This is a genomic window from Enterobacter cloacae complex sp. 2024EL-00227 (assembly GCF_043945315.1).
GTDB classification, from domain to species: domain Bacteria; phylum Pseudomonadota; class Gammaproteobacteria; order Enterobacterales; family Enterobacteriaceae; genus Enterobacter; species Enterobacter roggenkampii.
On record NZ_JBIMQP010000001.1, the window covers coordinates 434219 to 459393 of the forward strand.

22 protein-coding genes and 4 tRNA genes are annotated in these 25175 nt (G+C 56.5%); 15 read left to right on the top strand and 11 right to left on the bottom strand.

Annotation, left to right across the window (positions count from 1 at the left end):
- Positions 1 to 124: 124 nt before the first annotated feature.
- From ACHH0Z_RS01910 to plaP, 4 genes are all read left to right on the top strand, one after another.
- Positions 125 to 949 (top strand): SDR family oxidoreductase, encoded by an 825-nt coding sequence (locus ACHH0Z_RS01910; RefSeq protein WP_008499460.1) that lies wholly within the window; start codon positions 125 to 127, stop codon positions 947 to 949.
- Positions 950 to 990: 41 nt separating this feature from the next.
- Complete coding sequence (locus ACHH0Z_RS01915; RefSeq protein ID WP_021241428.1) at positions 991 to 1920, top strand: LysR substrate-binding domain-containing protein; 930 nt, start codon at positions 991 to 993, stop codon at positions 1918 to 1920.
- A gap of 219 nt (positions 1921 to 2139) precedes the next feature.
- Positions 2140 to 2202, top strand: coding sequence for a membrane protein YoeI (yoeI, locus tag ACHH0Z_RS01920; protein WP_099458931.1), 63 nt, complete (start codon positions 2140 to 2142; stop codon positions 2200 to 2202).
- A complete protein-coding gene (gene plaP, locus ACHH0Z_RS01925; protein WP_008499462.1) occupies positions 2192 to 3550 on the top strand; it encodes a putrescine/proton symporter PlaP in 1359 nt (452 codons plus the stop codon). The genes yoeI and plaP overlap by 11 nt, the downstream gene beginning before the upstream one ends.
- Before the next feature lie 123 nt (positions 3551 to 3673).
- On the opposite strand, the gene sbcB is transcribed toward plaP, so the two are convergent.
- The gene (sbcB, locus tag ACHH0Z_RS01930) at positions 3674 to 5110 is read right to left on the bottom strand and encodes an exodeoxyribonuclease I (protein WP_391524566.1); all 1437 of its coding nucleotides are present in this window, start codon (positions 5108 to 5110) and stop codon (positions 3674 to 3676) included.
- A gap of 198 nt (positions 5111 to 5308) precedes the next feature.
- On the opposite strand from sbcB, the gene dacD reads away from it, so the two are divergent.
- From dacD to ACHH0Z_RS01950, 4 genes are all read left to right on the top strand, one after another.
- Positions 5309 to 6475, top strand: coding sequence for a serine-type D-Ala-D-Ala carboxypeptidase DacD (gene dacD / locus ACHH0Z_RS01935; protein WP_008499464.1), 1167 nt, complete (start codon positions 5309 to 5311; stop codon positions 6473 to 6475).
- 119 nt (positions 6476 to 6594) lie between these two features.
- A complete protein-coding gene (gene sbmC, locus ACHH0Z_RS01940; RefSeq protein ID WP_023293783.1) occupies positions 6595 to 7068 on the top strand; it encodes a DNA gyrase inhibitor SbmC in 474 nt (157 codons plus the stop codon).
- Between the two features lie 92 nt (positions 7069 to 7160).
- Positions 7161 to 8219: an FUSC family protein gene (locus tag ACHH0Z_RS01945; protein ID WP_045354318.1), complete on the top strand. Its 1059-nt coding sequence runs from the start codon at positions 7161 to 7163 to the stop codon at positions 8217 to 8219.
- Between the two features lie 158 nt (positions 8220 to 8377).
- Complete coding sequence (locus ACHH0Z_RS01950; RefSeq protein WP_008499467.1) at positions 8378 to 8713, top strand: DUF496 family protein; 336 nt, start codon at positions 8378 to 8380, stop codon at positions 8711 to 8713.
- 47 nt (positions 8714 to 8760) lie between these two features.
- Here ACHH0Z_RS01950 and ACHH0Z_RS01955 read toward each other — a convergent pair whose 3' ends face one another.
- Positions 8761 to 9096: a gamma-glutamylcyclotransferase family protein gene (locus tag ACHH0Z_RS01955; RefSeq protein WP_008499468.1), complete on the bottom strand. Its 336-nt coding sequence runs from the start codon at positions 9094 to 9096 to the stop codon at positions 8761 to 8763.
- Positions 9097 to 9149: 53 nt separating this feature from the next.
- Positions 9150 to 9225: transfer RNA gene (locus tag ACHH0Z_RS01960), tRNA-Asn, on the bottom strand.
- Positions 9226 to 9387: 162 nt separating this feature from the next.
- Here ACHH0Z_RS01960 and emmdR point away from each other — a divergent pair.
- The gene (emmdR, locus tag ACHH0Z_RS01965; protein ID WP_021241423.1) at positions 9388 to 10842 is read left to right on the top strand and encodes a multidrug efflux MATE transporter EmmdR; all 1455 of its coding nucleotides are present in this window, start codon (positions 9388 to 9390) and stop codon (positions 10840 to 10842) included.
- A 103-nt stretch (positions 10843 to 10945) separates the two neighbouring features.
- Positions 10946 to 11021, top strand: a tRNA-Asn gene (locus ACHH0Z_RS01970).
- Positions 11022 to 11166: 145 nt separating this feature from the next.
- Here the strand turns inward: ACHH0Z_RS01970 and ACHH0Z_RS01975 are convergent.
- The 3 genes from ACHH0Z_RS01975 to shiA form a co-directional block, all read right to left on the bottom strand.
- Positions 11167 to 12939, bottom strand: a complete 1773-nt coding sequence (locus tag ACHH0Z_RS01975) for an aminopeptidase P family protein (RefSeq protein ID WP_045407562.1) — start codon at positions 12937 to 12939, stop codon at positions 11167 to 11169.
- A gap of 18 nt (positions 12940 to 12957) precedes the next feature.
- A complete protein-coding gene (locus tag ACHH0Z_RS01980; protein WP_008499471.1) occupies positions 12958 to 14412 on the bottom strand; it encodes an AMP nucleosidase in 1455 nt (484 codons plus the stop codon).
- A gap of 73 nt (positions 14413 to 14485) precedes the next feature.
- Entirely contained in the window at positions 14486 to 15799 is a 1314-nt protein-coding gene (gene shiA / locus ACHH0Z_RS01985; protein WP_045407560.1) for a shikimate transporter, read from the bottom strand.
- Positions 15800 to 15990: 191 nt separating this feature from the next.
- Between shiA and ldtA the strand changes: the two genes are divergently transcribed.
- The gene (ldtA, locus tag ACHH0Z_RS01990) at positions 15991 to 16890 is read left to right on the top strand and encodes a L,D-transpeptidase (protein ID WP_045407557.1); all 900 of its coding nucleotides are present in this window, start codon (positions 15991 to 15993) and stop codon (positions 16888 to 16890) included.
- A 145-nt stretch (positions 16891 to 17035) separates the two neighbouring features.
- Here the strand turns inward: ldtA and ACHH0Z_RS01995 are convergent.
- A tRNA-Asn gene (locus ACHH0Z_RS01995) sits at positions 17036 to 17111 on the bottom strand.
- A gap of 320 nt (positions 17112 to 17431) precedes the next feature.
- Between ACHH0Z_RS01995 and nac the strand changes: the two genes are divergently transcribed.
- Together nac and cbl are read left to right on the top strand one after the other, a co-directional pair.
- Entirely contained in the window at positions 17432 to 18349 is a 918-nt protein-coding gene (nac, locus tag ACHH0Z_RS02000; protein WP_008499475.1) for a nitrogen assimilation transcriptional regulator NAC, read from the top strand.
- 96 nt (positions 18350 to 18445) lie between these two features.
- Positions 18446 to 19396 carry an HTH-type transcriptional regulator Cbl gene (cbl, locus tag ACHH0Z_RS02005; RefSeq protein WP_023325600.1) on the top strand — a complete coding sequence of 317 codons (951 nt, stop codon included), beginning with the start codon at positions 18446 to 18448 and terminating at the stop codon, positions 19394 to 19396.
- Positions 19397 to 19439: 43 nt separating this feature from the next.
- Here cbl and ACHH0Z_RS02010 read toward each other — a convergent pair whose 3' ends face one another.
- Complete coding sequence (locus tag ACHH0Z_RS02010) at positions 19440 to 20048, bottom strand: glutathione S-transferase family protein (RefSeq protein ID WP_084832240.1); 609 nt, start codon at positions 20046 to 20048, stop codon at positions 19440 to 19442.
- 170 nt (positions 20049 to 20218) lie between these two features.
- On the opposite strand from ACHH0Z_RS02010, the gene gcvA reads away from it, so the two are divergent.
- The gene (gcvA, locus tag ACHH0Z_RS02015; protein ID WP_045407554.1) at positions 20219 to 21130 is read left to right on the top strand and encodes a transcriptional regulator GcvA; all 912 of its coding nucleotides are present in this window, start codon (positions 20219 to 20221) and stop codon (positions 21128 to 21130) included.
- 8 nt (positions 21131 to 21138) lie between these two features.
- Here the strand turns inward: gcvA and ACHH0Z_RS02020 are convergent, their stop codons facing one another.
- Entirely contained in the window at positions 21139 to 22077 is a 939-nt protein-coding gene (locus tag ACHH0Z_RS02020) for a LysR family transcriptional regulator (protein WP_039024970.1), read from the bottom strand.
- A gap of 141 nt (positions 22078 to 22218) precedes the next feature.
- Here ACHH0Z_RS02020 and ACHH0Z_RS02025 point away from each other — a divergent pair, with 141 nt between their 5' ends.
- Positions 22219 to 22620 (top strand): RidA family protein, encoded by a 402-nt coding sequence (locus tag ACHH0Z_RS02025; protein ID WP_045407553.1) that lies wholly within the window; start codon positions 22219 to 22221, stop codon positions 22618 to 22620.
- A 107-nt stretch (positions 22621 to 22727) separates the two neighbouring features.
- On the opposite strand, the gene ACHH0Z_RS02030 is transcribed toward ACHH0Z_RS02025, so the two are convergent.
- Positions 22728 to 22803 (bottom strand) — tRNA-Asn (locus tag ACHH0Z_RS02030).
- Positions 22804 to 22967: 164 nt separating this feature from the next.
- A complete protein-coding gene (locus ACHH0Z_RS02035; protein ID WP_023344470.1) occupies positions 22968 to 25157 on the bottom strand; it encodes a TonB-dependent siderophore receptor in 2190 nt (729 codons plus the stop codon).
- Between the last annotated feature and the right edge of the window lie 18 nt (positions 25158 to 25175).

The following is a 25175-nucleotide window of genomic DNA, read 5'->3' on the forward strand; positions in this document are numbered from 1 at the left end:
TTGTGCGACATATTGCAAGGGCTTTTTTTGATCATTAATTCATTTCATATTGATGCTATGAATTGTGTGTTCTGCCGGGCTGGCGTAGCCTTATGAAAGACGAGTGAGAGTCAGGAGAATTCGCATGAAAAAGGTCGCGATTGTCGGTTTAGGATGGCTGGGAATGCCGCTGGCGATGTCATTAGCCGCGAAAGGCTGGCAGGTGACCGGGAGCAAGACCACCCGAGATGGGGTCGAAGCGGCGCGCATGTGCGGTATTGATGGCGTTGAACTGCGTCTGGAGCCGGAACTGGTGTGTGATGCGGACGATCTGGACACGCTGATGAACGTCGATGCGCTGGTGATTACGCTACCCGCGCGGCGCAGCGGCCCGGGTGAATCATTTTATCTGCAGGCGATGCAGGAGATAGTCGACAGCGCGCTGGCGCATCACGTACCGCGCATTGTTTTCACCAGCTCGACGTCGGTCTATGGTGAGGTTGAGGGCGTAGTAAAAGAGACTTCCGAGCGCCGTCCCGTTACCGCGAGCGGTCAGGTCCTGAAAGAGCTGGAAGACTGGCTGCACAATCTTCCCGGCACGCAGGTCGATATCGTTCGTCTGGCGGGGCTGGTGGGCCCTGGCCGCCATCCGGGACGCTTCTTTGCCGGAAAGACTGCGCCAGACGGCCAGCATGGCGTGAATCTTGTCCATCTTGAGGATGTTATTGGCGCAATTGAGCTACTCTTACAGGCTCCGAAAGGCGGACACATCTATAATATATGTGCACCGACTCATCCGGCGCGCAGCACCTTTTACCCGCTGATGGCACGTCAGCTGGGCCTGGCTCCGCCGGTCTTTGGTGAGGCAAAAGATGGCAGTAAAGGCAAAATTGTTGATGGCAATCGCATTTGTCATGAGCTTGGGTTTGAGTATCAGTATCCCGATCCGCTGGTGATGCCCATGGAATAAGTTCCGCAGCGGAGACGATCGCACGCCAGAAGGGGGCGAGCATGAAACCGCTGCTGGATGTTCTTATTATTCTGGATGCACTGGAAAAAGAGGGGAGCTTTGCGGCAGCCTCGGCGAAGCTCTACAAAACCCCATCTGCCTTGAGCTATACCGTTCAAAAACTGGAAAGCGATCTCAATATCCAGATCCTCGATCGCTCCGGGCATCGCGCACGCTTTACCCGCACCGGACAGATGCTGCTGGAAAAAGGCCGCGAAGTCCTCCATACCGTTCGTGAACTCGAAAAACAGGCCGTCAAACTGCATCAGGGATGGGAAAACGAGCTGGTGATTGGGGTGGATGACACCTTTCCGTTTTCTCTCCTGACGCCGCTGATTGAAATGTTTTACCAACATCACAGCGTCACCCGGCTTATTTTCATCAACGGCGTGCTGGGCGGTTCCTGGGATGCCTTAACCCAGGGCAGGGCGGACATTTTTGTCGGTGCATTGCATGAGCCTCCCCAACTCAGTGAATTTGGTTTTGCCCGCCTTGGCGTGCTGGAGCAGGTATTTGCCGTGGCGCCTCATCATCCGCTGGCTCAGGAGCCCGAGCCGCTTAACCGCCGCGTGATTAAAGGCTACCGCGCGATTGTAGTGGGTGACAGCTCTCGCCCGGAATGTGCGGTCTCCTCGCAACTGCTTGACGAGCAGGAAGCGATTACCGTTTTCGACTTTAAAACCAAGCTTGAGCTGCAAATTAGCGGTCTGGGCTGCGGCTATTTACCCCGCTATCTGGCGCAGCGCTTTATTGACAGCGGTGCGCTTGTTGAAAAACAGGTACTTGCTCAAAACAGCCATGAATCGGTCTGGGTAGGCTGGAATGAACAGACCGCCGGGCTGGCGAGTGCCTGGTGGCGGGACGAAATTTTAGCAAATAGTGCTATCGCTGCTGTATATGCTCAGGGCAGCGTCGAGAAATCAGCCAGTTAGCAAAAAGAAAATGACCCGGTGCGTTGCAAAGTATTGCCTTTTGTATCCGATGTGGGGCAAAATGCCGCCGCTGCAACCAAATGAATAATCGACGATATAAAAGGCGTCGGTTATTTTTTTTTGCATGTACGAAACGAAACTAAAAACCAAGAGGCCGGGCTTCGTACCGGATAGATATTTACTAAAATCCGACAGTTGTTGTCGCTGAGGAAGAAAGAAATGGGGCAATTTTTCGCTTACGTGGCGGTTATCACCGTAAAGGAGAATAACTATGTCGCATAACGCAACTCCAAACACCTCTCGCGTGGAATTACGTAAAACGCTTACGTTGATTCCGGTTGTTATGATGGGCCTGGCCTATATGCAACCGATGACGCTGTTTGATACATTCGGTATCGTATCAGGCCTCACAGACGGTCATGTGCCAACGGCATATGGCTTCGCGCTGATTGCGATCCTCTTTACCGCGCTGAGCTACGGTAAACTGGTGCGTCGCTATCCGTCTGCGGGTTCCGCTTACACCTATGCCCAGAAATCCATCAGCCCGACGGTTGGCTTTATGGTGGGCTGGTCTTCGCTGCTCGACTATCTGTTCGCGCCGATGATCAACATTCTGCTGGCAAAAATCTATTTTGAAGCGCTGGTGCCGTCGATTCCATCCTGGATGTTCGTTGTGGCGCTGGTGGCCTTTATGACGGCCTTTAACCTGCGCAGCATCAAGTCTGTCGCCAACTTTAACTCCGTTATCGTTGTGCTTCAGGTTGTCCTGATTGCGGTTATTCTTGGCATGGTGATTTACGGCGTATTCCACGGCGAAGGCGCGGGCACCTTGGCGAGCAGCAAGCCGTTCTGGTCTGGTGATGCGCATGTGATCCCGATGATTACCGGGGCAACCATTCTGTGCTTCTCCTTTACCGGTTTTGACGGGATCAGCAACCTCTCTGAAGAAACCAAAGATGCAGAGCGCGTAATTCCTCGTGCCATCTTCCTGACGGCGCTGATTGGCGGTCTGATCTTTATTTTCTCGACCTATTTCCTGCAGCTGTACTTCCCGGATATCTCTCGCTTCAAGGATCCGGATGCGTCTCAGCCGGAAATTATGCTGTACGTGGCGGGTAAAGCGTTCCAGGTCGGCGCGCTGATCTTCTCCACCATCACCGTACTGGCGTCCGGTATGGCCGCGCATGCAGGCGTTGCGCGTCTGATGTACGTAATGGGCCGCGATGGCGTATTCCCGAAAAGCTTCTTCGGCTACGTGCATCCAACCTGGCGTACCCCGGCGATGAACATTATCCTGGTCGGTGCGATCGCGCTTCTGGCGATTAACTTTGACCTGGTGATGGCAACGGCGCTGATTAACTTCGGTGCGCTGGTGGCGTTCACCTTTGTTAACCTGTCGGTTATCTCTCAGTTCTGGATCCGTGAAAAGCGTAACAAGACGCTGAAAGATCACTTCCAGTATCTGTTCCTGCCGATGTGCGGTGCCCTGACCGTGGGCGCGCTGTGGGTTAACCTGGAAGAGAGCTCGATGGTGCTTGGCCTGATTTGGGCGGGTATCGGTCTGGTTTACCTGGCCTGCGTCACGAAGAGCTTCCGTAACCCGGTTCCACAGTACGAAGACGTCGCGTAAGACTGTGTCGGGTGGCGGCTATGCCTTACCCGACCTACATACCCCGTAGGCCCGCGTAAGCGCCGCGCCACCGGGCAAAAAAAAAGCCGGAGACATCGCCTCCGGCTTTTTTATACCCATCGATCAAACTATCTCTTGTGCGTACTGGAACAGGGATTTCAGCAGCGCCTGTTTCTCAGCATTCCCTTCATACTGGCCGTAGAGCATCTCCAGCTCCTGTGCATAGCTGTGCAGGTACTCTGGCGTAAACACGTTGCGACGATGCTGCAGCCAGCGTTCCTGCTCGGCTTCATCCAGCGTGCCGGGGTAATTACGCGCGCGGTAATTAAACATCAGCTTTTCGATGCGCTTATCGGCGAAGGTGATATCCAGCGCCGGTAAGTTACGCGGCTCTGTTTGCAGAACGATATTCATGGCCGCGCGATCGGCATCGCTGAAGAAACCGTTATAGAGTTGGGCGTCCACGTTTTCAGACGGCACGAACGGCTCGGCTTCGGCAAAAATGGCCACGACTTTCTCGCGCACGTGCGGATTTTCACGCAGCACTTTGAGATTATCGAGGCAGTGCTGGCGGTTAATGCCCAGCCTGTCAGCATCTTCCGGGCGCAGCGTATTCGCCTGCGCCAGGACCGGACATTTATTGATATGCACCAGTTTGACCGGCACCGCCGGCAGATCGCCGAGCTCGTTTTTCGGGGTATAAAGCCGTTCGCGCAGGGTATCGCTGTCGAGTTCGAGCAGCGGTGAAATATCGCCCGCCAGGTCCACCATGATGACCGCATTACGGTTGTCCGGATGCCAGGCCAGCGGCGCAACCCAGCTGGTATTGCCGCGCCAGGCGCCAAACATGCCGGAAATATGCACCAGGGGTTTCATCTGCGGTACGTCGATAAGGGTCATAAGCTTCTGCTTGCTGCGATGGCTCAGCAGATACTCAAACAGCCGGGGCTGTGCGCTTTTCACCAGCTTTGCCATGGCAATGGTGGCATAGACGTCCGCCATCGCGTCGTGGGCATTGCTGTGCTCGATACCGTTGGCGCGCGTCAGGTGTTCCAGCCGGAAGCTTGTCAGACCTTCCTCATTTTCCGGCCAGTGAATGCCCTCAGGACGCAGGGCGTAGCAGGCGCGCATGATGTCGAGTAAATCCCAGCGTGAATTGCGGTTCTGCCAGCTCCAGGCGTAGGGATCGTAGAAGTTGCGATAGAAGATGTTGCGCGTCACTTCGTCATCGAAGCGGATGTTGTTGTAACCGACCACGCAGGTATTGGGAACGGTAAACAGGTCGTGGATGCGTCGGGCGAATTCTGCCTCGTTAACGCCTTTTTCCCGCGCTTCCTGCGGGGTGATCCCGGTGACCATCACCGCGCCGGGCTGCGGCAGGTAATCATCCGCCGGCTTGCAGTAAAAGACCTCTGGCTCGCCGATGATGTTGAATTCGTCGTCGGTACGGATGGCGGCAAACTGCGCCGGTCGGTCCAGCGCCGGATGCGTGCCAAAGGTTTCGTAGTCGTGGAACAAAAAAGTCGGGCGAGCGGCAGAGTCAGACACCAGTAATACCATCCTGTTAAAAAATGACGTCACTATGGTAAACGATCGTGCGGGTCAGACCGAATAAAAAGCACCGCCGCGTCGCAAATTTGCGCGCCAGCTTCAGAGAAAAATCTGCGTTCTGTCACATTTTTTTGCAATTAAGCCAGGTAACGACATCAGAACTCCCGTAAAAAGGTCATCGATTTTTAATGACCTGAGGATATACCGTTGAAACGCCGTCTGTTTATTGCTGTTTCTTTACTCGCTTCGAGTGTCTCATCTGCTTTTGCGGCCGAACCACTGGATTTTTCGCCGCAGCCTCCGGCCATTCAGGCTGGCTCCTGGGTGCTGATGGATTACACGACTGGTCAGATTTTAACGGCGGGCAACGAACATCAACAACGTAATCCGGCGAGCCTGACCAAGCTGATGACGGGTTATGTGGTGGATCGGGCCATTGATAGCCACCGCATTACCCCGGATGACATCGTCACCGTAGGGCGTGATGCCTGGGCAAAAGGGAACCCGGTGTTTGACGGTTCATCGCTGATGTTCCTGAAGGAGGGAGATCGCGTCACCGTGCGCGATCTGAGCCGCGGCCTGATTGTCGATTCCGGCAACGACGCCTGCGTGGCGCTGGCCGATCACGTGGCGGGCGGGCAGCCGCAGTTCGTGAAGATGATGAACGACTATGTGCAGAAGCTGAACCTGCGTGATACCCACTTCGAAACCGTCCACGGGCTGGACGCGCCGGGCCAGCATAGCTCGGCGTATGACCTGGCCGTTCTCTCCCGGGCCATTATCCACGGTGAGCCCGAGTTTTATCATATGTACAGCGAAAAGAGCCTGACCTGGAACGGGATCACCCAGCAGAACCGTAACGGCCTGCTGTGGGATAAGACCATGAACGTAGACGGGCTGAAAACGGGGCATACCTCGGGGGCCGGCTTTAACCTGATTGCGTCTGCTGTTGACGGTCAGCGTCGTTTGATAGCCGTTGTAATGGGAGCGGACAGCCCGAAAGGGCGTGAGGACCAGGCCCGAAAACTGCTGCACTGGGGGCAGCAGAATTTCGATACGGTGCAGATCCTGCATAACGGAAAAAAAGTGGGAACGGAGCGCATCTGGTACGGCGACAAGGAGCAGGTAAAACTGGGCACCGACCAGGACTTCTGGCTGGCCTTGCCGAAAGCGGAGGTGCCCAATATCAAAGCCAAATACGTGCTGGATAAAAAAGAGCTGGAAGCGCCGATTGCCGCGCATCAGCGTGTCGGGGAGATCCAGCTTTACGATCGCGACAAGGTGGTAGCCCACTGGCCGCTGGTCACGCTGGAAGCCGTTGATAAAGGCGGCCTGTTCTCTCGTCTGAGCGATTATCTGCATCACACGCTTTAACCGCCGATGAGCAGACTGGCAGGGTTGCGAGTCTGCTCACATAATAAACACTCCTCGTTTGCTGATAATGATAATCCAGTTTTATAGTGTATAAATATACAGTGATAAACGGAGGCAGCATGGACTACAGCATTACGCAGCAGCAGAAACGTAAGATTGCCGGTTTTCATTTGGTCGGTCCGTGGGAACACACGGTAAAACAGGGCTTTGAACAGCTGGTCATGTGGGTCGACGGGCGTCACATTGAGCCCCTGGAGTGGGTAGCGGTCTACTACGATAACCCCGATGAGGTCCCGGCCGAAAAACTGCGCTGCGATACGGCCGTTACCGTACCGGACGATTTTGTTATCCCGGAAAACAGCGAAGGCGTCATGATGACGGAAATCGCGGGAGGGGATTATGCCGTGGCGACGGCGCGTGTGGAAAACTACGACTTTGCCACGCCGTGGTATCAGTTCTTCAATTCCCTGCTGCAGGACAATACGTATCAGATGGCGCTCAAACCCTGCTTCGAGCGCTACCTGAATGACGGCAACGCGGATGGCTACTGGGATATTGAAATGTATATCGCGGTTGAGCACAAACCGGTTTAGGCCTGCTGAATAAAGGGTTTTTCAGCCGGGACCGTTCCGCCCGGCTGAAAACACAGTACAATTGTGATTTGCCGTGTAGCTGGAGAGCGGGTGTGCGTCCCGACAAATCATTAACCCCTTTTGAAATTCGGTTGTATAAACACTACCGTGTGGTGCACGGGTGTCGCATCGCGCTGGCGTTCGTGTTGACGTTTGTCCTGGTCCGCTTGCTGGATGTTCCGGAAGGGACGTGGCCGCTGATCACGCTGGTGGTGGTGATGGGGCCCATCTCGTTTTGGGGCAACGTTGTCCCGCGCGCCTTCGAGCGTATTGGCGGGACCGTTTTAGGTTCGGCCCTGGGGCTAATCGCCCTGAAGCTGGAGCTTATCTCGTTTCCGGTCATGCTGATATGGTGCGGTGCCGCCATGTTCCTGTGCGGCTGGCTGGCGTTGGGCAAGCGTCCTTATCAGGCGCTACTGATTGGTATCACTCTTGCGGTGGTGGTCGGCGCACCCGCCGGGGATATGACCACGGCGCTGTGGCGAAGCGGGGATGTCATTCTGGGTTCACTGCTCGCCATGCTGTTTACCGGCATCTGGCCGCAGCGGGCTTTTCTGCACTGGCGTATCCAGATGGCCAACTATGTCACCGCGTTTAACCGCGTCTATCAGGCCGGTTTTTCCCCTAATCTGGTTGAACGCCCCCGGCTGGAAAAGCATCTGCAAACCATCCTCAACGACGTGGTCAAAATGCGCGGCCTGATCACGCCCGCCAGCAAAGAGACCCATATTCAGAAAGCGATTTTCGAAGCCATCCAGACGGTAAGCCGCAACCTGGTCTGTATGCTTGAACTGCAAATCAACGCGCACTGGGCCTCTCGCCCGAGCCATCTGTTGATGCTTAACGCGCAGACCCTCAAAGAGACCCAGCAGATGACGCAGCAAACGCTGTTGACCATCGCTCATGCGCTCTACGAAGGTAACCCGCAGCCGATACTGGCAAACAGCGAGCGGCTGAATGAGATCGTTGCGGAGCTGAAGCAGTTAATCAATGAGCGGCAGGGCGATAACGTGGCGGAAACGCCCATTCATGGCTATGTCTGGCTGAGTATGGAACTGGCGCGACAGCTTGAGCTGCTATCGCATCTGATTTGTCGGGCGCTGCGCAAATAAAACGCGGATGTGACGCCTGCTGCTTCGATTCAGCAGCAATTGGGGTTATGATAGGTTTAAACGATATACTCATTGTCATTCGCAGCCGCTGTCAGTAAGGTTATTGTTACAACGGTTGCTTTAACGAATCCGAATCTCACATTATCAGGGGTGTAAAAATGGAAACTACCAAGCCTTCGTTCCAGGATGTTCTGGAATTCGTCCGCCTGTTCCGCCGCAAAAACAAGCTGCAGCGTGAAATCCAGGACGTTGAGAAGAAGATCCGTGACAACCAGAAACGTGTTCTGCTGCTCGACAACCTGAGCGACTACATCAAGCCAGGCATGAGCGTTGAAGCTATTCAGGGCATCATCGCCAGCATGAAGAGCGACTATGAAGACCGTGTTGATGATTACATCATCAAAAACGCTGAACTGTCCAAAGAGCGTCGCGACATCTCTAAGAAGCTGAAAGTGATGGGCGAAATCAAAAACGGCGAAGCAAAAAGCGAGTAATCGCAGCGAATCGTGAAAAAGGCTCTCTGGTGACAGAGAGCCTTTTTTTATGACTCAGAATGTGGCTGTAGCTGATAAATCCAGGCTTGAACCTGCTTGCCTTCAGTGGTGGTCACCGTGACCTCAACCCGGTCATAGCCGTCTTCAAACTCATCCAGCATTTGCCAGTGTGCGGAAAGGTTATCAGAGATAAACAGATAGCCTTCGACGCGCGGTCCATCGGAGTGGAGGACAATCCCGGGAAAGTCCGCCGCCGCACCCCAGCCGCGTTCGTAGAACGTACCGGAGACGAAACCGGCCAGCCATTCACCGCCGATGTTTTCAAGGATATGCGCATTAGAATGGCCCGGGCGCAGCGTGCCGTAGACAAACAGAGCGTTCATTTTCCCTCATCCGCAAAGCAAAAAGCCTGCTTTAAAAGCAGGCTTTTTAAATTTGGCTCCTCTGACTGGACTCGAACCAGTGACATACGGATTAACAGTCCGCCGTTCTACCGACTGAACTACAGAGGAATCGTTGTGGAGGCTTATCTTAGCGGCGAAAAAACTTTTGTCAAACCTGATCTTAGGGAAAATCGACTGATTGCTGATTCTGTCGTCAGTTTGTTGTAATTCCACACATCTTTTTTCAGGAAAATACTTTGCAGGATTAGCATTTCTCCCCCATCATTTGAAATGGAGTTTCAACTTTTCTCGCTAAGGTCCATTTTGAACGTCACTGCCTCCTTACGCCAGGCGATCGCGCGCACGCCATGGTATGCAAAACGTAAAAGCTATCGTGTCCTGTTCTGGCGTGAAATCACCCCTCTTGCTGTGCCTATCTTCCTGGAAAATACCTGCGTTCTGCTGATGGGGGTACTGAGCACCTTCCTGGTGAGCTGGCTGGGGAAAGAGGCGATGGCGGGGGTCGGGCTGGCGGACAGCTTTAACATGGTGGTGATGTCATTTTTTGCTGCCATCGATCTCGGGACGACGGTGGTGGTGGCTTTTAGCCTCGGCAAGCTCGATCCTAAACGTGCGCGCGAGGCAGCCCGCCAGTCGCTGATGATCATGACTGTCTTTTCGATTGTTCTGGCGGCGGTGATTCACTATTTCGGTAAAGAGATTATCGATTTTGTCGCCGGGGAAGCCACGAACGAGGTTAAAGACCTGGCGCTGACCTATCTGGAGATGACCGTCATCAGCTATCCGGCGGCGGCTATCGCCCTGATTGGCAGCGGCGCGCTGCGCGGGGCAGGTAACACCAAAATTCCGCTCCTGATCAACGGCGGAATGAATATCCTGAATATCATCATCAGCAGCGTGCTGATCTACGGCGTGTTCTCGTGGGACGGGCTGGGGTTCGTCGGCGCCGGACTGGGGCTAACCATTTCACGCTATATCGGTGCAGCAGCGATTATCGGCGTGCTGATGGCGGGGATCACCCCCTCGCTGCGCCTCACGCTGAAGAGCTATTTCCGCCCCTTTAACTTCGCCATTATCTGGGAAGTGATGGGGATCGGCATTCCCGCCAGTATTGAGTCGGTGCTGTTTAACGGCGGGAAGCTGCTGACGCAGATGTTTGTCGCCGGGATGGGCACCGACGTTATCGCCGGTAACTTCATCGCCTTTTCTATCGCCTCGCTGATTAACCTGCCGGGTAACGCGCTGGGTTCGGCCTCGACTATCATTACCGGGAAACGGCTCGGGAAAGGGCAGATCGGCCAGGCTGAGCGGCAGCTGCGCCACGTTTTCTGGCTGTCGACCATTGGACTGACCGTGATTGCCTGGGGAACCGCGCCGTTTGCCGGGCTGATGGCCTCGTTCTATACCCACGAAGAGGACGTTAAAGAGGTCGTTAAAATCCTCATCTGGCTCAATGCGGCCTTTATGCCCATCTGGGCGGCCTCATGGGTACTGCCAGCCGGGCTGAAGGGCGCGCGTGACGCCCGCTTTGCGATGTGGGTGTCGATGCTCGGCATGTGGGGATGTCGCGTTGTGGCGGGGTATACGCTCGGGGTGATGCTCGGATGGGGCGTAGTCGGCGTCTGGCTGGGTATGTTCCTGGACTGGGCCGTACGGGGCGCGCTGTTCTACTGGCGCATGGTCAGCGGGCGCTGGCTGTGGAAATACCCGCGGAAAAATGCCTGACAATTGCGCGAAGTGGAGAATAAATCGGCAAACGATCGGAAATATGCATTCTGCCTTTGACATCATGGGGGAGCATCGATAATATGCGCCCCGTTCACACGATTCCTCTGTAGTTCAGTCGGTAGAACGGCGGACTGTTAATCCGTATGTCACTGGTTCGAGTCCAGTCAGAGGAGCCAAATTTAAAAAGCCTGCTTTTAAAGCAGGCTTTTTGCTTTTCTGCGTCGGGTAGAATTGTCGGGTGGCGGCTTCGCCTTACCCGACCGACAAAAACCTCGAATCGTAGGCCGGGTAAGGCGAAGCCGCCACCCGGCAAAAGCCGCACTATCCGTTCACATGAACCGGTGCCGTCGCCTCTTCCAGCCACGAACGCGCATCGCTGTTCACCCGTGGTGACAGCGCCTCACGCACCTGCTGGTGATACGCATCCAGCCACGCTTTTTCCTGTTCGCTCAACAGATCCAGCTCGACCTGGCTTAAATCAATCGGGATCAGCGTCAGCGAGGCAAATTTACAGAATCCCGGACGGCTCTCCACGATCTCCACCTGGTTTTCAATACGAATCCCGTGGCTATCGCCCAGATAGTAGCCAGGTTCAATCGTCATGATATTGCCCGCCACCAGCGGCCACGGGTTGACCTTTTTGGCAATGCGATGCGGGTTCTCATGGATCAGAAGCTGATGCCCCACGCCATGCCCTGTGCCGTGATCGTAATCCAGCCCCATCTCCCACAGCGGACGACGCGCGAAGGCATCCAGCTGATGCCCCTGAGTGCCAGAGGGGAACTGCAGGGTAATCAGCGACAGAAAGCCTCTCAGCACGGCGGTGTAGTGCAGGCGCTGTTGCGGGTCGACCTTACCCCATGCCAGCGTGCGCGTGGCGTCGGTGGTGCCATTAACGTACTGACCGCCGGAATCGTTCAGGTAAAAATGATCATGGCCGATGGGCTTGTTGCTGGCCTCGCTCGAATGATAGTGGCACATCGCCGCATTGCTCGAAGAGGCGGAGATGGTCGCAAAGCTTTGCTCGATAAACCCGGGCTGCTGTTTACGGAACGCGAGCTGCTGCGCCTGCACTTCCAGCTCGGTGAGCGGATTTCCTGCCGCCTCGCGCAGCGGCACTTCGCGGCTCAGCCAGGCCAGGAAGTTGACCCAGGCGGCACCGTCCTGGTGATGGCACGCGCGATACCCAGCCAGCTCGATCGGGTTTTTGGTGGCCTTCATCAGGGTGATGGGATCGGTTCGCCAGACAATCTCTCCCCGTGGTTCAATGGCAAAGCGCAGGGCGACCGGAGCGGAATCGGCATCAACCATCACCCGTTTGCCTGCAGCAATCTGCTGACAGCGTTCGATGAAGGCGTCCTGCGGCGCAATCGTAAACGCATTGCGCACCTCTTCAGGCAGGGCGCCGCGCTTGTTGTCGTTTACAAACCACTCAACGTGGCCGTCACGACTCAGCAGGGCAAATGAGAGCGGTACCGGACTGGTTGGGATATCTGAGCCCCTTACGTTGAGCAGCCATGCAATGTTATCCGGCAGCGTAACGGCCAGATAATCAGCATTGTTCGCGACCAGCACGGCGGCAACGCGCTGACGTTTGTCCCCGCTGCTTTCACCGCTTACTTCAACCGGCATTTCACGAATAAGCCCCGCCGGTGCGGCAGGGCGATCGGTCCATAAGGCGTCAAACGGCGAAACCTTCAGCGGTACCAGCTTGCACGGCGTGGCGGACAGTTGCTCAAACTCCGTATTGGTCATCAGCAGTGCGTCAAAACCGATGCGCGTGCCTGCCTCCACGTTTTCTGTCAACCATTCAGCCAGCGGCTCGTTGTGCAGGTGGTGAATTTCAATCTCGTCCAGATTCACCTGAACGCGGGCCTGCACCTGATAGCGCCCGTCGACGAACAGCAGCGCTTTATCCTTCAGTACCAGCGCGACGCCGGCAGAACCGTCAAAGCCCGTCAGCCAGGCCAGCTTTTCGTCGTAGGGCGCGCAGTATTCGCTCTGCCACGCATCCGCACGCGGGACGATCATCCCGTCGAGATTGCTGGCCTCAAGCCAGTGGCGCAGGGCAGAGAGCGGAGATGTGCTGGACATGGTTATTCCTTATCGTTATTAGCGGAACGGCGGCTCGTTGAAGGTGCGCAGCTTGCGGGAATGCAGTCTGTCACCTTCCGCCCGAAGCAGGTCGATGGCGCGAATGCCAATTTGCAGATGCTCTGAGATGGCCCCTTCATAGAAACGGTTGGCCTGGCCCGGTAGCTTAATTTCGCCGTGCAGCGGCTTATCGGAGACGCACAGCAGCGTGCCGTACGGGACGCGGAAGCGATAGCCCTGTGCGGCGATGGTGGCGCTCTCCATATCAATGGCTACCGCGCGGCTCAGGTTGAACCGCAGCGCGGAGGCTGAGTAACGCAGCTCCCAGTTGCGGTCATCCGTCGTGACGACCGTACCGGTGCGCAGGCGCTGTTTCACCTCTTCGCCCGGCATGCCGCTGACCGCTTTGGTGGCGTCATACAGCGCACGCTGTACTTCGGCGATGCTCGGGATCGGGATATCCGGCGGCAGGACCGCATCAAGCACATGGTCATCGCGCAGATAGGCGTGGGCGAGCACGTAGTCGCCAATCAGCTGGCTTTCACGCAGGCCGCCGCAGTGGCCAATCATCAGCCACACGTCAGGGCGCAGTACCGCCAGATGGTCGCAGATGGTTTTGGCGTTCGACGGGCCGACGCCAATGTTAATCAACGTAATGCCCTGACCGTCGGCGGTGATCAGGTGCCAGGCCGGCATCTGATGCTTTTTCCATGCCAGATCGGAGATGGCCTGCTCGGGGGCTTCGGTCTCTGCGGTGATCCAGATCCCGCCCGCGCAGGAGAGTGCAATATACGGGCTTTCCGGGTCGAGGATCTGGCTGCAGCCCCAGCGGACAAACTCGTCGACGTAGCGGGTGTAGTTGGTAAAGAGCACGAACGGCTGAAAATGTTCAGCGGGCGTACCGGTGTAGTGGCGCAGTCGCGCCAGGGAGAAATCGACCCGGCGGGCGTCAAAGTGCGACAGAGGAGAAAATTCTGCCGGGTGATAAATCCCGTCGGCGGTCTCATCGCCAATCTGCGACAGTTCCGTCGTCGGGAAGTGGCGGGTCAGCCCCGCGCTCATGGAGCGGTCAAGGGTTAACGCCGAACCGTCAATTACGTACGGATAGGGGATCTCATGCTGCGAGGGCTCAACGGCAATGTGCGCGCCGTAATCCTGGTACAACAGCGTAAGTTGTTCTTCAAGATACGGGCGGAACAGGGCCGGGCGGGTGACGGTGGTGCTGTAGCAGCCGGAGTGGGTAAAACGGGCGTAGGCGCGGGTTTTTGGCGTCGTGCTGGCGCTGCCGTCCCAGGTCACAGAGAGCGATGGATAAACAAAAAGGCCCTCGTTTCTGGCCTTTTGGTCGGGAAGTTTCCCTGTTTCGATATATTCGCTGATGGCGCTGCGCAGCGCATTGACGGACTGTTCATACAGCGCGTCGAGTTTTTCCAGCGCCTGAGCCGGGGTCAGGCTGGAGCCCTTATTATTCATCTCTGTCTCCTTGTTCCACAGGTGTGCGACTCTACCCGATAGTATGTCACACGCCTGTGAAACAAAAGGGCGATCAGGTGTGGCGGGGCTCTTTCATCACCAGGGCCGTCGCAGCAGAGAGCAGGCAACCGGCCAGCAGATAAATCCCCACGCTGTGCCAGTTTCCGCCGGAGAAGGTCACCAGCGCGGCAGCAATAAATGGCGTAAACCCGCCGCCGACCACGCTTGCGACCTGGTAGCCCACGCCCGCGCCGCTGTAGCGGTAGCTGGCGCCGAACAGTTCGGTAAACATCGGCTGCTGGACGCAGACCACCATGTCGTGAGCGACGTTGGCGAGCATGATGGCGAAGAAGACAATCCAGAAGATCGACTGCGCCTCCAGTGCCATAAAGAATGGCCAGGCGCTGAGGGTGCCCACCAGCGCCCCGGTGATATAGACGCGACGGCGGCCAAAGCGGTCCGCCAGCCAGGCGAAGCAGGGGATGGTCAGGCAGCTGATCCCGCCAACCACCAGGCCGATATTCAGGAACAGTTCACGCGGCAGGCCGAGGTTCTGCGTCGAGTAGTTCAGGGCAAACGCGGTGACGATATACATCGTCAGCAGTTCACACAGGCGCAGGGCAATAATTTTCAGAAAAGCGCCAGGATGCCGGACGAGTGCCTCCATGACAGGCAGCCTTTTTTTGACGGCCGGTTTTTCCTGCTGCTTTTCGAACTCTGCCGACTCCTCCATGCCGTTACGGATCCACAGCGCGGCGATGACCAGCACGATGCTGAAGATGAACGGAATGCGCCAGCCCCAGCTCAGGAACTGCTCATCGGTGGTGAGCTGGCTGATCAAGGAGACCAGCCCGGTAGAAAGGAGCAGACCCACGCCGTATCCGACCTGCACGCCGCTGCTGTAAAACGCTTTCTTATTTTTGGGCGCGCTCTCAACGGATAGCAGCGCCGCGCCGCCCCATTCACCGCCCACGGCGAAGCCCTGAATCGCCCGTAATGTCACCAGCAATGCCGGTGCCCACCAGCCAATCGCGGAAAACGACGGGAGAATGCCAATCAGCGCCGTGGCGATCCCCATCATCCAGACGGTAAGCATCAGCATGCGCTTGCGGCCGAGGCGGTCGCCAAAGTGGCCGAAGATCACCCCGCCCAGCGGGCGAAACAGAAAACCGACGCCGAAGGTGGCAAACGCGGCGAGGGTGCCCATCGCGGGGCTGACCTGCGGAAAAAACTCGCGGTTAAACACCAGCGCGGCGGTAATGCCGTAGAGCAGAAAATCATACCAGTCGACGACGGCACCCGCGAAGCTGCCGAGTGCGGCGCGGCGGGCACGATTGAGCGAAGGTGTCTCCTCGTTGGGATGTGTGGAGGTGAGAGTGGAGTCCATAGTTGTCCTGTCTGCACTGATTTTTAATTATTGGTATAAGAAAAGGTCACTCACATAGCGGCCGTCATATAAACGGAACCTATGAGACTACCGCGACAGGGGGCCTGTGCAAACTGATTTTATTTCCTGATGGGTAATGCAAAACGGCTACGCTATGCTTACTAAAGAGCGAAGCGACTGAGGAAGGGAATATGTGTCGTAAAAAGGCGTTGGGCTGTCTTGCTGCGTTACTCATTAGCCAGAGCGTGCAGGCGGTGAGCTATCCTTTACCGCCGACGGGCAGTCGCCTGGTGGGGAGCTCGCAGGTCATTACCGTGCCGGATCATAATACGTTACCGCTTGAGGCGTTTGCCGCGCAGTACGGGCAGGGGTTGAGCAATATGCTGGAAGCGAACCCGGGCGTGAATCCTTTTTTGCCCAAATCCGGCACCCGGCTGGTCATTCCCCGGCAGCTGATTTTGCCCGACACCGTTCGCGAGGGGATTGTCGTTAACGTGGCGGAAATGCGTCTCTACTATTACCCGCCGAGCAGCAATACCGTTGAAGTGCTGCCCATCGGCATCGGTCAGGCCGGGCGCGAAACCCCGCGTAACTGGGTAACGGCGGTTGAACGTAAGCAGGTGGGACCCACCTGGTCTCCGACGCCCAATACGCGCCGTGCCTATGCGGCAGAGGGAAAAACGCTGCCTGCCTTCGTGCCCGCCGGGCCGGATAACCCGATGGGGCTGTATGCAATCTATATCGGCAGGCTCTATGCCATACACGGCACAAACTCCAATTTCGGCATTGGGCTGCGGGTGAGCCAGGGCTGTATTCGTCTGCGGAATAACGACATCAAATATCTGTTTGATAACGTCCCGGTCGGCACCCGCGTGCAGCTTATCGATCGGCCCGTTAAAGTCACCACGGAACCGGACGGCAGCCGCTGGGTGGAGGTTCACGAGCCGTTATCGCGTAACCGTGCGGAATTTGAATCGACCCGGAAAGTGCCGCTGCCGATATCGGCCGCGCTGCGGACAGAGTTGATCAACGAGGGTGCAGGTGCTGAGCTGGAACGGCGGTCAGGGATGCCGGTGAAGCTCGGCAATTGAGGACATTTTCGCCGGGTGGCGGCGTTGCCTTACCCGGCCTACGATTCGAGGTTTTTGTCGGTCGGGTAAGGCGCAGCCGCCACCCGACAATTTTACCCGACGCAGAAAAGCAAAAAGCCTGCTTTAAAAGCAGGCTTTTCAAATTTGGCTCCTCTGACTGGACTCGAACCAGTGACATACGGATTAACAGTCCGCCGTTCTACCGACTGAACTACAGAGGAATCGTGTGAACGGGGCGCATATTATCGACCTGCGTTCACCTTGTCAAAGGGTGGATCGCCGCCTTTTGATCGTTTGCTGACAAAATCGGCAAAGTGGCGTTTTTGACAGCGGAATGCACCGCTTTGGTGCGGATATACCTCTAATGGGGCAGATCATAAACTGCTGTTTCGGTAATAAAACCCCCCTCCATGATTAGGTTTCCTTATTTTCAGGCGCTTAGCGCCCAATTCAGACCGCCTGGTAAAAGTGGCATTCATATTGCAAAACCTGTTCAACAACGACAGCCGGTTCCGGCACAGCATTTCGAACAGGGGGCAAAATGAACTTAAGACGACTGAAATACTTCGTAAAAATCGTCGATATCGGCAGCCTGACTCAAGCAGCAGAAGTGCTGCATATCGCGCAGCCTGCGCTGAGCCAGCAGGTGGCTACTCTGGAAGGCGAGATGGATCAGCAGCTGTTGATCCGCACCAAACGCGGCGTCACGCCAACGGAAGCCGGAAAAATTCTCTATACCCATGCCCGCACGATTCTGCGCCAGTGCGAGCAGGCGCAGCTGGCGGTGAATAACGTGGGCCAGACCCTGAGCGGACACGTTTCTATTGGCCTGGCGCCGGGAACGGCCGCGTCCTCTATTACCATGCCGCTGCTGCAGGCCGTTCGCGCTGAGCTGCCTGAAGTGCTGGTGTACCTGCACGAAAACAGCGGGTCCGTACTGAATGACAAACTGCTCAACGGCCAGCTGGACATGGCGGTCCTTTACGATCGCTCTCCTGTCGCCGGGATCACCAGCCAGCCGTTGCTGAAGGAAGATCTCTACCTCGTGGGCACCCGCGACTGTCCGGGCCAGAGCGTAGACCTTACCGCCGTGGCAGAGATGAACCTCTATCTGCCGCGCGACTACAGCGCCGTGCGCGTGCGCGTGGACGAAGCGTTTTCCCTGCGCCGCCTGACGGCCAAAATCATCGGCGAAATTGACTCGATTTCCACGCTGACCGCGGCCATTGCCAGCGGCATGGGCGTCACCGTGCTGCCGGAATCCGCCGCGCGTTCGCTGTGCAGCGCGGCGAACGGCTGGATGGCGCGGATCACCACGCCTTCCATGAGCCTGCCGCTCTCGCTGAACATGTCCGCACGCGGTTCGCTGTCGCCACAGGCGCAGGCGGTAAAAGAGATTCTGATGTCGCTGGTCAGCAAGCCATCGCTTGAGAACCGTGAGCTCCAGCTCGTGAGCTGATATTCCATAAAAGCATAAGATGCTGGTTTTTATTATTTGTTCTGCAGCTCGGCTGACTCTAACAATAGAGCTATGTCAGATGCGCCGGAGTGAATCGTGAATTTCCAGCAACTTAAAATTATCCGTGAGGCGGCCAGGCGGGACTACAACCTGACCGAGGTCGCCAATATGCTTTATACCTCTCAGTCCGGCGTCAGCCGCCATATCCGCGAGCTGGAAGAGGAGCTGGGCATAGAGATCTTTATCCGTCGCGGCAAGCGGCTGCTCGGCATGACGGAGCCGGGTAAAGCATTGCTCACCATCGCTGAGCGGATCCTCAACGAGGCCAGCAACGTGCGTCGCCTGGCGGATCTCTTCACCAATGACGCCTCCGGCGTGCTCACCATTGCCACCACCCATACCCAGGCGCGCTACAGCCTGCCGCCGGTGATTAAGGCGTTCCGCGAACTTTTTCCGGAGGTGCGTCTTGAGCTTATCCAGGGCACGCCGCAGGAAATTGAAGGGCTGCTGCAAAACGGTGGGGCGGATATCGGTATCGCCAGCGAACGCCTGAGCAACGACCCGCTGCTGGTGGCGTTCCCGTGGTTCCGCTGGTATCACAGCTTACTGCTCCCGGTCGATCATCCGCTGAATCAGGTCTCTCCCCTGACGCTGGAAGACGTTGCGAAATGGCCGCTCATTACTTATCGCCAGGGGATCACGGGACGCTCGCGTATAGATGAAGCCTTCAATCGTAAAGGGTTAACGCCCGATATCGTGCTGAGCGCGCAGGACTCTGACGTCATCAAAACCTACGTCGAGCTGGGTCTGGGTATTGGCCTGGTGGCGGAACAGTCCAGCGGAGAACGCGAGGACGGGAACCTGGTGCGTCTTGACACGCGTCATCTGTTTGACGCCAACACCGTATGGCTTGGCCTGAAGCGCGGGCAGCTGCAGCGTAACTATGTGTGGCGCTTTATCGAGCTCTGCAACGCCGGGCTGTCGGTGGATGAGATTAAACGTCAGGTGATGGAGCCGGAAGAAGTGGCGATTGATTATCAGATTTAGGTGCGGGTTTGCCCGGTGGCGCTGCGCTTACCGGGCTCTGCATTTAATTGAACGGATATTTTTTGAAGGCCGACTGCGATTCGAATGATTCGGCAAACGCCTGAATCGTTCTAAAATCCGCTGCGTTAACGACCTGCGGGATCATCGACTGAATAAAAGTCCAGACAACCGTGCTCGTGACGGTAACCTGATCGGGAACGGCGGTGGCGGGACGCCCCTCCAGTAAGGTATTCCATTCCCTGCAGGCCGCCAGCAGCTGGATTGTAATGCGTTCGACCCATGAAACGTGCTGCTTTTCTACCGGGCGCAGGTTGTGTTCATACACATTTTGCACCGCTTTTTCAGCGGCGGCGAGAATAAAGCCCAGCGTCTGAAGATCGTTTGCCTGCGCATCCGGCGCGACGGGCAGGAGTCTCCGCTCAGGGGCGGCCTGAGCCTCAAAATAATTCAGAATCAGCGAAGAATCCGTCAGACGTATTCCGTTATCCAGAACCAGCGTCGGGGCTTTTACCGCGGGGTTGATCCGGGAGAATGCGTCGAAGGTGCTAAAGACTGACAGCGGCTGGCTTTCAAACTCAACCCCATAAAGCTCAAGGGAGATCGCCACGCGCCGTACATAAGGTGAATCCATCATGCCAACAAGCTTAATCATCTTTCCCGTTTTCCTGTCTGTGTGAAAGAACGCGTCATTGAAAAGGATGACCCGACATTACAATACAATTTGCATGGCGAATATCTTCAGTATCTTACCGTAAGGGTTAGTATTACTGACATATGGTCAGGTTGCCGCTGTATATCCAGCGCAGATAAGGAAGTGCTTTCATGTCGGATTTTCCACCCATTGCCAGTTTGCGAAGCTTTGAAGCCGTCGCCCGTCTTGGCAGCGTGACGCTGGCGGCGAAAGAACTCCACGTTACCCATTCCGCTATCAGCCAGCAGATCAAAACGCTGGAGGAGATGGTGGGCGTAAAGCTGTTTATCCGTCAGGGGCGAGGAGTGCAGATCAACGAAGAAGGGCGGCTCTATGCCTTACAGGTACGCGAAGCGTTGAACCACATCGCGGATGCCACCCGGCTCGTGCAGGTGAAGCCGAGAAAGCAGGAGCTGACGCTGGCGATGGTGCCGTCATTTGGATGCCACTGGCTTTTGCCGCGCCTGGAACGCTTTCGGACGAAGTATCCGCTTATCACCCTGCGGATCCAGGCCAGTCTGACGGTCACCAGCCTGCAGCAGGAAGGGATAGATATCGCGATACGGATGGGGCAGGGAAACTGGGAAGGGAGCGAAAGTCATTATCTTTTTTCCGATGAGCTCATTGTGGTGGCCGCACCGGGCTATAACGGGGGCGTGCTGCCCGCTACGCCGTCTGACATTGCAAAGAGTCATATTATTTTCTCCATGGAGTCGTGGAAAACGTGGTGCGTGAATGCGGGGCTGGAGAAAGAGATCGTGCCTGGCGGTTTATGTATTAACGACTCCAATATCATTATCGAAGCCGTTCGGCTCGGGAAAGGCATCGCGCTGGAGCGTCGCTCTCTGGTTCAGGATGCCATCACCCGAGGTGAACTGGTCCAGCTAACCTCCATCACTGCGCCATATCCCTGGCCTTACTGGCTGGTGACGGCGCAGCCAAAGGAGGAGAAGCCGGAGGTGGGGCTTTTTGTGGCGTGGCTGGATGAGGAGGTGGCGGCCTGGCGGCGAGCGGTGAGTGCTGTGGAAAGTAACCAACCCTAATGAGCGAATCAGGGGCTGGGAGGGAGTGACTTATTATTGGAATTAGGGACATGCTGCTGCATCAATTCAACGATCCAATCAATAAAAACGCGCAGTCTGGCGTTGACGTGGCGGTTAGGCGGAAATGCCAGGTACAGGGGCATTGGCTTAATACGCCAATGTTCGAATAGCCGAATCAAGGAACCACAAGCCTGATGCGCTTCTGCCATATAGACCGGCAGCGCAATCACGCCTAACCCGGCTAACCCAGCTTCGAGGTAAGCATTGCCATCATCCACGGCAAGGACATAGCTGCCCGTGATGTCAATATGTTCACTCTCACTGCGCAGTACCAGAGGATCAATCTTACCGGTGCGCGAGGACAAGAACCCTACAATGCGATGGTCGGTGTTTTCCAGCTCTCGCGGGTGCGCAGGGGCGCCGAGGCGTTCCACATAGCTCGGTGCGACGTAAACGCCGATGTGCAAATCGCCGACATGGCGTGCGATCAGGGACTGGTCGTTGATTTCGCCACCGCGCAGGACGCAATCCACGTTGTCGCCGATCAGATCCACCACCCGGTCGCTCACGCCCATATCGAACTGGATATCCGGGTAGCGTGCGTGAAAAGCCGGAAGCGCCGGCACCAGGATGAGGCGGGCCAGCGGACTGGGCACGTCTACCCGTAGCCGTCCCCTGGGCGTCATCGTCGCGCTGGACAGGCTGTTTTCAGCATCTTCCATGTCCGCCAGCAGGCGGATGACGCGTTCGTAGTAGACCGCGCCATCGGGGGTCACACCGAGCCTTCGGGTGGTGCGATGGAGCAATTTGACGCGCAGGCGCGCTTCCAGCTGCTGAATGAGCTGCGTCACCGTGGTTTTGCTCATATGAAGCGTTTGGGCAGCCTTTGTGAAACTACCTGCCTCCACCACGCGAGCAAAGGCGCGCATCGCGTCGAAACGATCCATTCCTTATCCTCTCTTTTCACCGATTGTTTGGATATTACAAACAATGATGGACAAAGTCGCTTGTTTATCCGCCCGAACCTGCACCTGTAAAGTGTCTTTATGTTCAACGGGCTGATTTTGCCCTATTGCAAAGGTACAAACATGACAGCACGCGAAGCCGTTTTTCCCTCCGGTCGTCAGGCGCTCTATGAGCGTAATCGCTATTCACCGGCCATCAAATCCAACGGTTTCTTGTTCGTTTCGGGGCAGGTGGGTAGTCGCGAGGATGGTTCGCCTGAACCCGATCCGAGAGCGCAGGTCAGGCTGGCCTTCGATAATCTTAATGCTGTCCTCGCGGCTGCGGGCTGCACGTTCGCTGACGTGGTTGACGTGACCCTCTTTGTCGTCGATCCCGAGTCAAACCTCGACGCTATCTGGAGTATCCTGCCAGAATATTGGGGGGACGCGCCTTATCCTACCTTGACCGGGATCGGCGTGACGTGGCTGTACGGATTTAAGTTTGAGATTAAGGTGATTGCCAGGCTGGATGCGATTCAGAGTTAACTTCAGAGATGCAGTCCCGTAGGTCGGGTAAGGCGAAGCCGCCACCCGACAATTTTACCCGACGCAGAAAAGCAAAAAGCCTGCTTCAAAAGCAGGCTTTTCAAATTTGGCTCCTCTGACTGGACTCGAACCAGTGACATACGGATTAACAGTCCGCCGTTCTACCGACTGAACTACAGAGGAATCGTGTGAACGAGGCGCATAGTAGCGACCTCAGTTCGCCTTGTCAAAGGGTGAAATCGCGCTTTTTGTTCGTTTGCCGACAATTACAGCAAATCGCTGATTTTATAGTAAATTTGCTTCGAAATTACACAGCAAAATGCGCCGCCCGCAGGCGGCGCTCAGGATTAGAACAGAACGGAGTAGTTCAGACCAAACGTCCGCCCACGGCCTTTATAGGTATACAGACCCGGTGCACCGTAGGTTGGGCTATACAGCCCCGGCGCGCGCTGGCCCCAGGCGGTGGTGTAGTCTTTGTCCAGCAGGTTCTCCACGCTGAAGCTGACTTTACCCACCGGCAGGGCGTAGCTGCCCAGGAAGTCGACCGTGTTGTAGCCATCGATCTTCTTGCCGTCGGCGTCAGAGACGTCAAAGGTCTGCGTGCTCTGCATGCGCAGGGTCCAGTCGCCCGGCGCCCAGTTGACCCACGCGCTGGCTTTCGACGGGCTGGCGCTGTCTACCGTCAGCTTCTCCCATTTCCCGTTTTCGCGGGTTTCCGACTTAATGGCGTTAAAGTTCGCGCCCGTGCTCCAGTCGCTGTCGGTGAAGAAATAGTCCACCTGACCTTCTACCCCGTAGATACGACGCTTGTCGTCTTCCAGGTTGATGGTCATGTCCGTCTTGTTGATGGTGATGGTTTTATCCGAGAGCGAGTAATATGCCGCAACCTGGGTGCGCAGGTTATCCCCGGTGTAGCGCCAGCCCAGCTCATAAGCGTTGACCTTGATACCGTCCAGCTTCGAGTCGTTGACGTTGACGCTGTTCAGCAGGCGATAGTGACCGTTGCTGAGCTGATAGGTCCCGGAGCCGTAGTACTTCGCCAGGTCCGGGATTTCGAAGCCCTGGGAGAAGTTAAACCACACCTGCTGCTGTTCGGTCAGGCGACCGAGGATCCCGGCGTTAAACAGGAAGTTGTTGTAATCGGTTTTCCCACCCGGCACCGCGTCGGCGGAGGTGGCTTTCCCGGTAGCGATGGCCTGCTGCTGGGTGTAACCGACAAAATCGTCCACCTTGTTCTCGGTATACTGGTAGCGCACGCCGCCGCTCAGGGTGATGGCGTCAATGTCATAGCTGGCCTGCAGGAACGGGGCGAGGTTGGTGATGCTATAACCCGGGTAGCGGCCCACGTTGTAGGCATTATCCAGCTCCATGCCGCCGCTCGCCGCAGCTTTTTTCAGGTTGAAGAACTGCTGGTTGGCATCGAAGGTTTCGTGGTCGGCATCCATACCCCAGGTCAGCGTCAAATCGTCCACCGGTTTGCTGTTCAGCGTCAGCTTGCCGCCGTAGAAATCGGTTTTCTGCTGCGACGCGCCGATGCTGGTGACCACACCTTTGGTCAGGGTCGGGAACGGATAGTAGGTCAGGCTCTCGTCGCGATAGTAAATCTGCGCGACCAGATCCTGGCCCCAGAAGTCGGTATTGGAGTACTGCAGGTTGATCAGATGGCGCTCGGTACCCGGCACGCGGTCAGAATCGAGGTTACCTTTGTTGTACGCGGTCGCATCCCCCGTGACCGCCGAGAAGTTCTTCCCGAGATAGAGACCATGCTTGCCGTCGGACTCGCTCTTGTAGTACTGGGTCGTCAGCTGCAGCTGCTGATGATCGTCGATGTTGAGGGTGCCTGTGCCCATCACGTCGATACGGTCAGAATACTGTAAGCCGGTCTGGGTGTTATCAATGATCACCTCGTCGCCGTTGCCGTCATACCAGCCGCCGTAGCGCTGATACGACACCGACAGACGACCGGACGCGTTATCGTTGCCGCCGCTGACCGCTGCCGATACGTTCTCATCATGGTCGTTGTGGCTGTTGAACCCGCTTTTAGCCCCGGTCTGGAATTCGACTTCGGTCTCAGGCTGGCCTTTTTTGGTGACGATGTTCACCAGACCGCCGGTACTGCCGCCGCCGTAGAGTGACGTGGCGCCGGAGATAACCTCGATACGGTCAATGTTGAACGGATCGATAGAGTCCAGCTGGCGGCTGTCGCTGCGGGACGAGTTCAGGCGCACGCCGTCCACCATCACCATCATGGAGCGGCCGCGCAGGTTCATGCCGTAGTTGGTACGTCCCTGGCTGCTGACGTCCATGCCCGGAATCAGCTGCGCCAGCACTTCTTTAATCTCTTTCCCGCCCTGAACCTGCTGCTCAATTTCAGCCCGCTCGATGACCCAGGTGGTCTGCGCCATCTCCGCCACGCTGCGGTGCGCGCGGCTGGCGGAGACCACGATATTTTCTTCCTTTTGTTCTTCCGCCCACGCAGAGGTAGAAAGCATTGCAAGCAAGCAAGGATTTAAAACCCAAAGATGAGAACGTTTCATTGTTATGTTGACCCTGAT

Coding starts and splice junctions, on each gene's coding strand:
- ACHH0Z_RS01910 (WP_008499460.1), top strand. CDS start 125: ATGAAAAAGGTCGCGATTGTCGGTTTAGGATGGCTGGGAATGCCGCTG.
- ACHH0Z_RS01915 (WP_021241428.1), top strand. CDS start 991: ATGAAACCGCTGCTGGATGTTCTTATTATTCTGGATGCACTGGAAAAA.
- plaP (WP_008499462.1), top strand. CDS start 2,192: ATGTCGCATAACGCAACTCCAAACACCTCTCGCGTGGAATTACGTAAA.
- sbcB (WP_391524566.1), bottom strand. CDS start 5,110: ATGGTATTACTGGTGTCTGACTCTGCCGCTCGCCCGACTTTTTTGTTC.
- sbmC (WP_023293783.1), top strand. CDS start 6,595: ATGGACTACAGCATTACGCAGCAGCAGAAACGTAAGATTGCCGGTTTT.
- ACHH0Z_RS01950 (WP_008499467.1), top strand. CDS start 8,378: ATGGAAACTACCAAGCCTTCGTTCCAGGATGTTCTGGAATTCGTCCGC.
- ACHH0Z_RS01955 (WP_008499468.1), bottom strand. CDS start 9,096: ATGAACGCTCTGTTTGTCTACGGCACGCTGCGCCCGGGCCATTCTAAT.
- emmdR (WP_021241423.1), top strand. CDS start 9,388: ATGGAGTTTCAACTTTTCTCGCTAAGGTCCATTTTGAACGTCACTGCC.
- ACHH0Z_RS01975 (WP_045407562.1), bottom strand. CDS start 12,939: ATGTCCAGCACATCTCCGCTCTCTGCCCTGCGCCACTGGCTTGAGGCC.
- ACHH0Z_RS01980 (WP_008499471.1), bottom strand. CDS start 14,412: ATGAATAATAAGGGCTCCAGCCTGACCCCGGCTCAGGCGCTGGAAAAA.
- shiA (WP_045407560.1), bottom strand. CDS start 15,799: ATGGACTCCACTCTCACCTCCACACATCCCAACGAGGAGACACCTTCG.
- ldtA (WP_045407557.1), top strand. CDS start 15,991: ATGTGTCGTAAAAAGGCGTTGGGCTGTCTTGCTGCGTTACTCATTAGC.
- nac (WP_008499475.1), top strand. CDS start 17,432: ATGAACTTAAGACGACTGAAATACTTCGTAAAAATCGTCGATATCGGC.
- ACHH0Z_RS02010 (WP_084832240.1), bottom strand. CDS start 20,048: ATGATTAAGCTTGTTGGCATGATGGATTCACCTTATGTACGGCGCGTG.
- gcvA (WP_045407554.1), top strand. CDS start 20,219: ATGTCGGATTTTCCACCCATTGCCAGTTTGCGAAGCTTTGAAGCCGTC.
- ACHH0Z_RS02020 (WP_039024970.1), bottom strand. CDS start 22,077: ATGGATCGTTTCGACGCGATGCGCGCCTTTGCTCGCGTGGTGGAGGCA.
- ACHH0Z_RS02025 (WP_045407553.1), top strand. CDS start 22,219: ATGACAGCACGCGAAGCCGTTTTTCCCTCCGGTCGTCAGGCGCTCTAT.
- ACHH0Z_RS02035 (WP_023344470.1), bottom strand. CDS start 25,157: ATGAAACGTTCTCATCTTTGGGTTTTAAATCCTTGCTTGCTTGCAATG.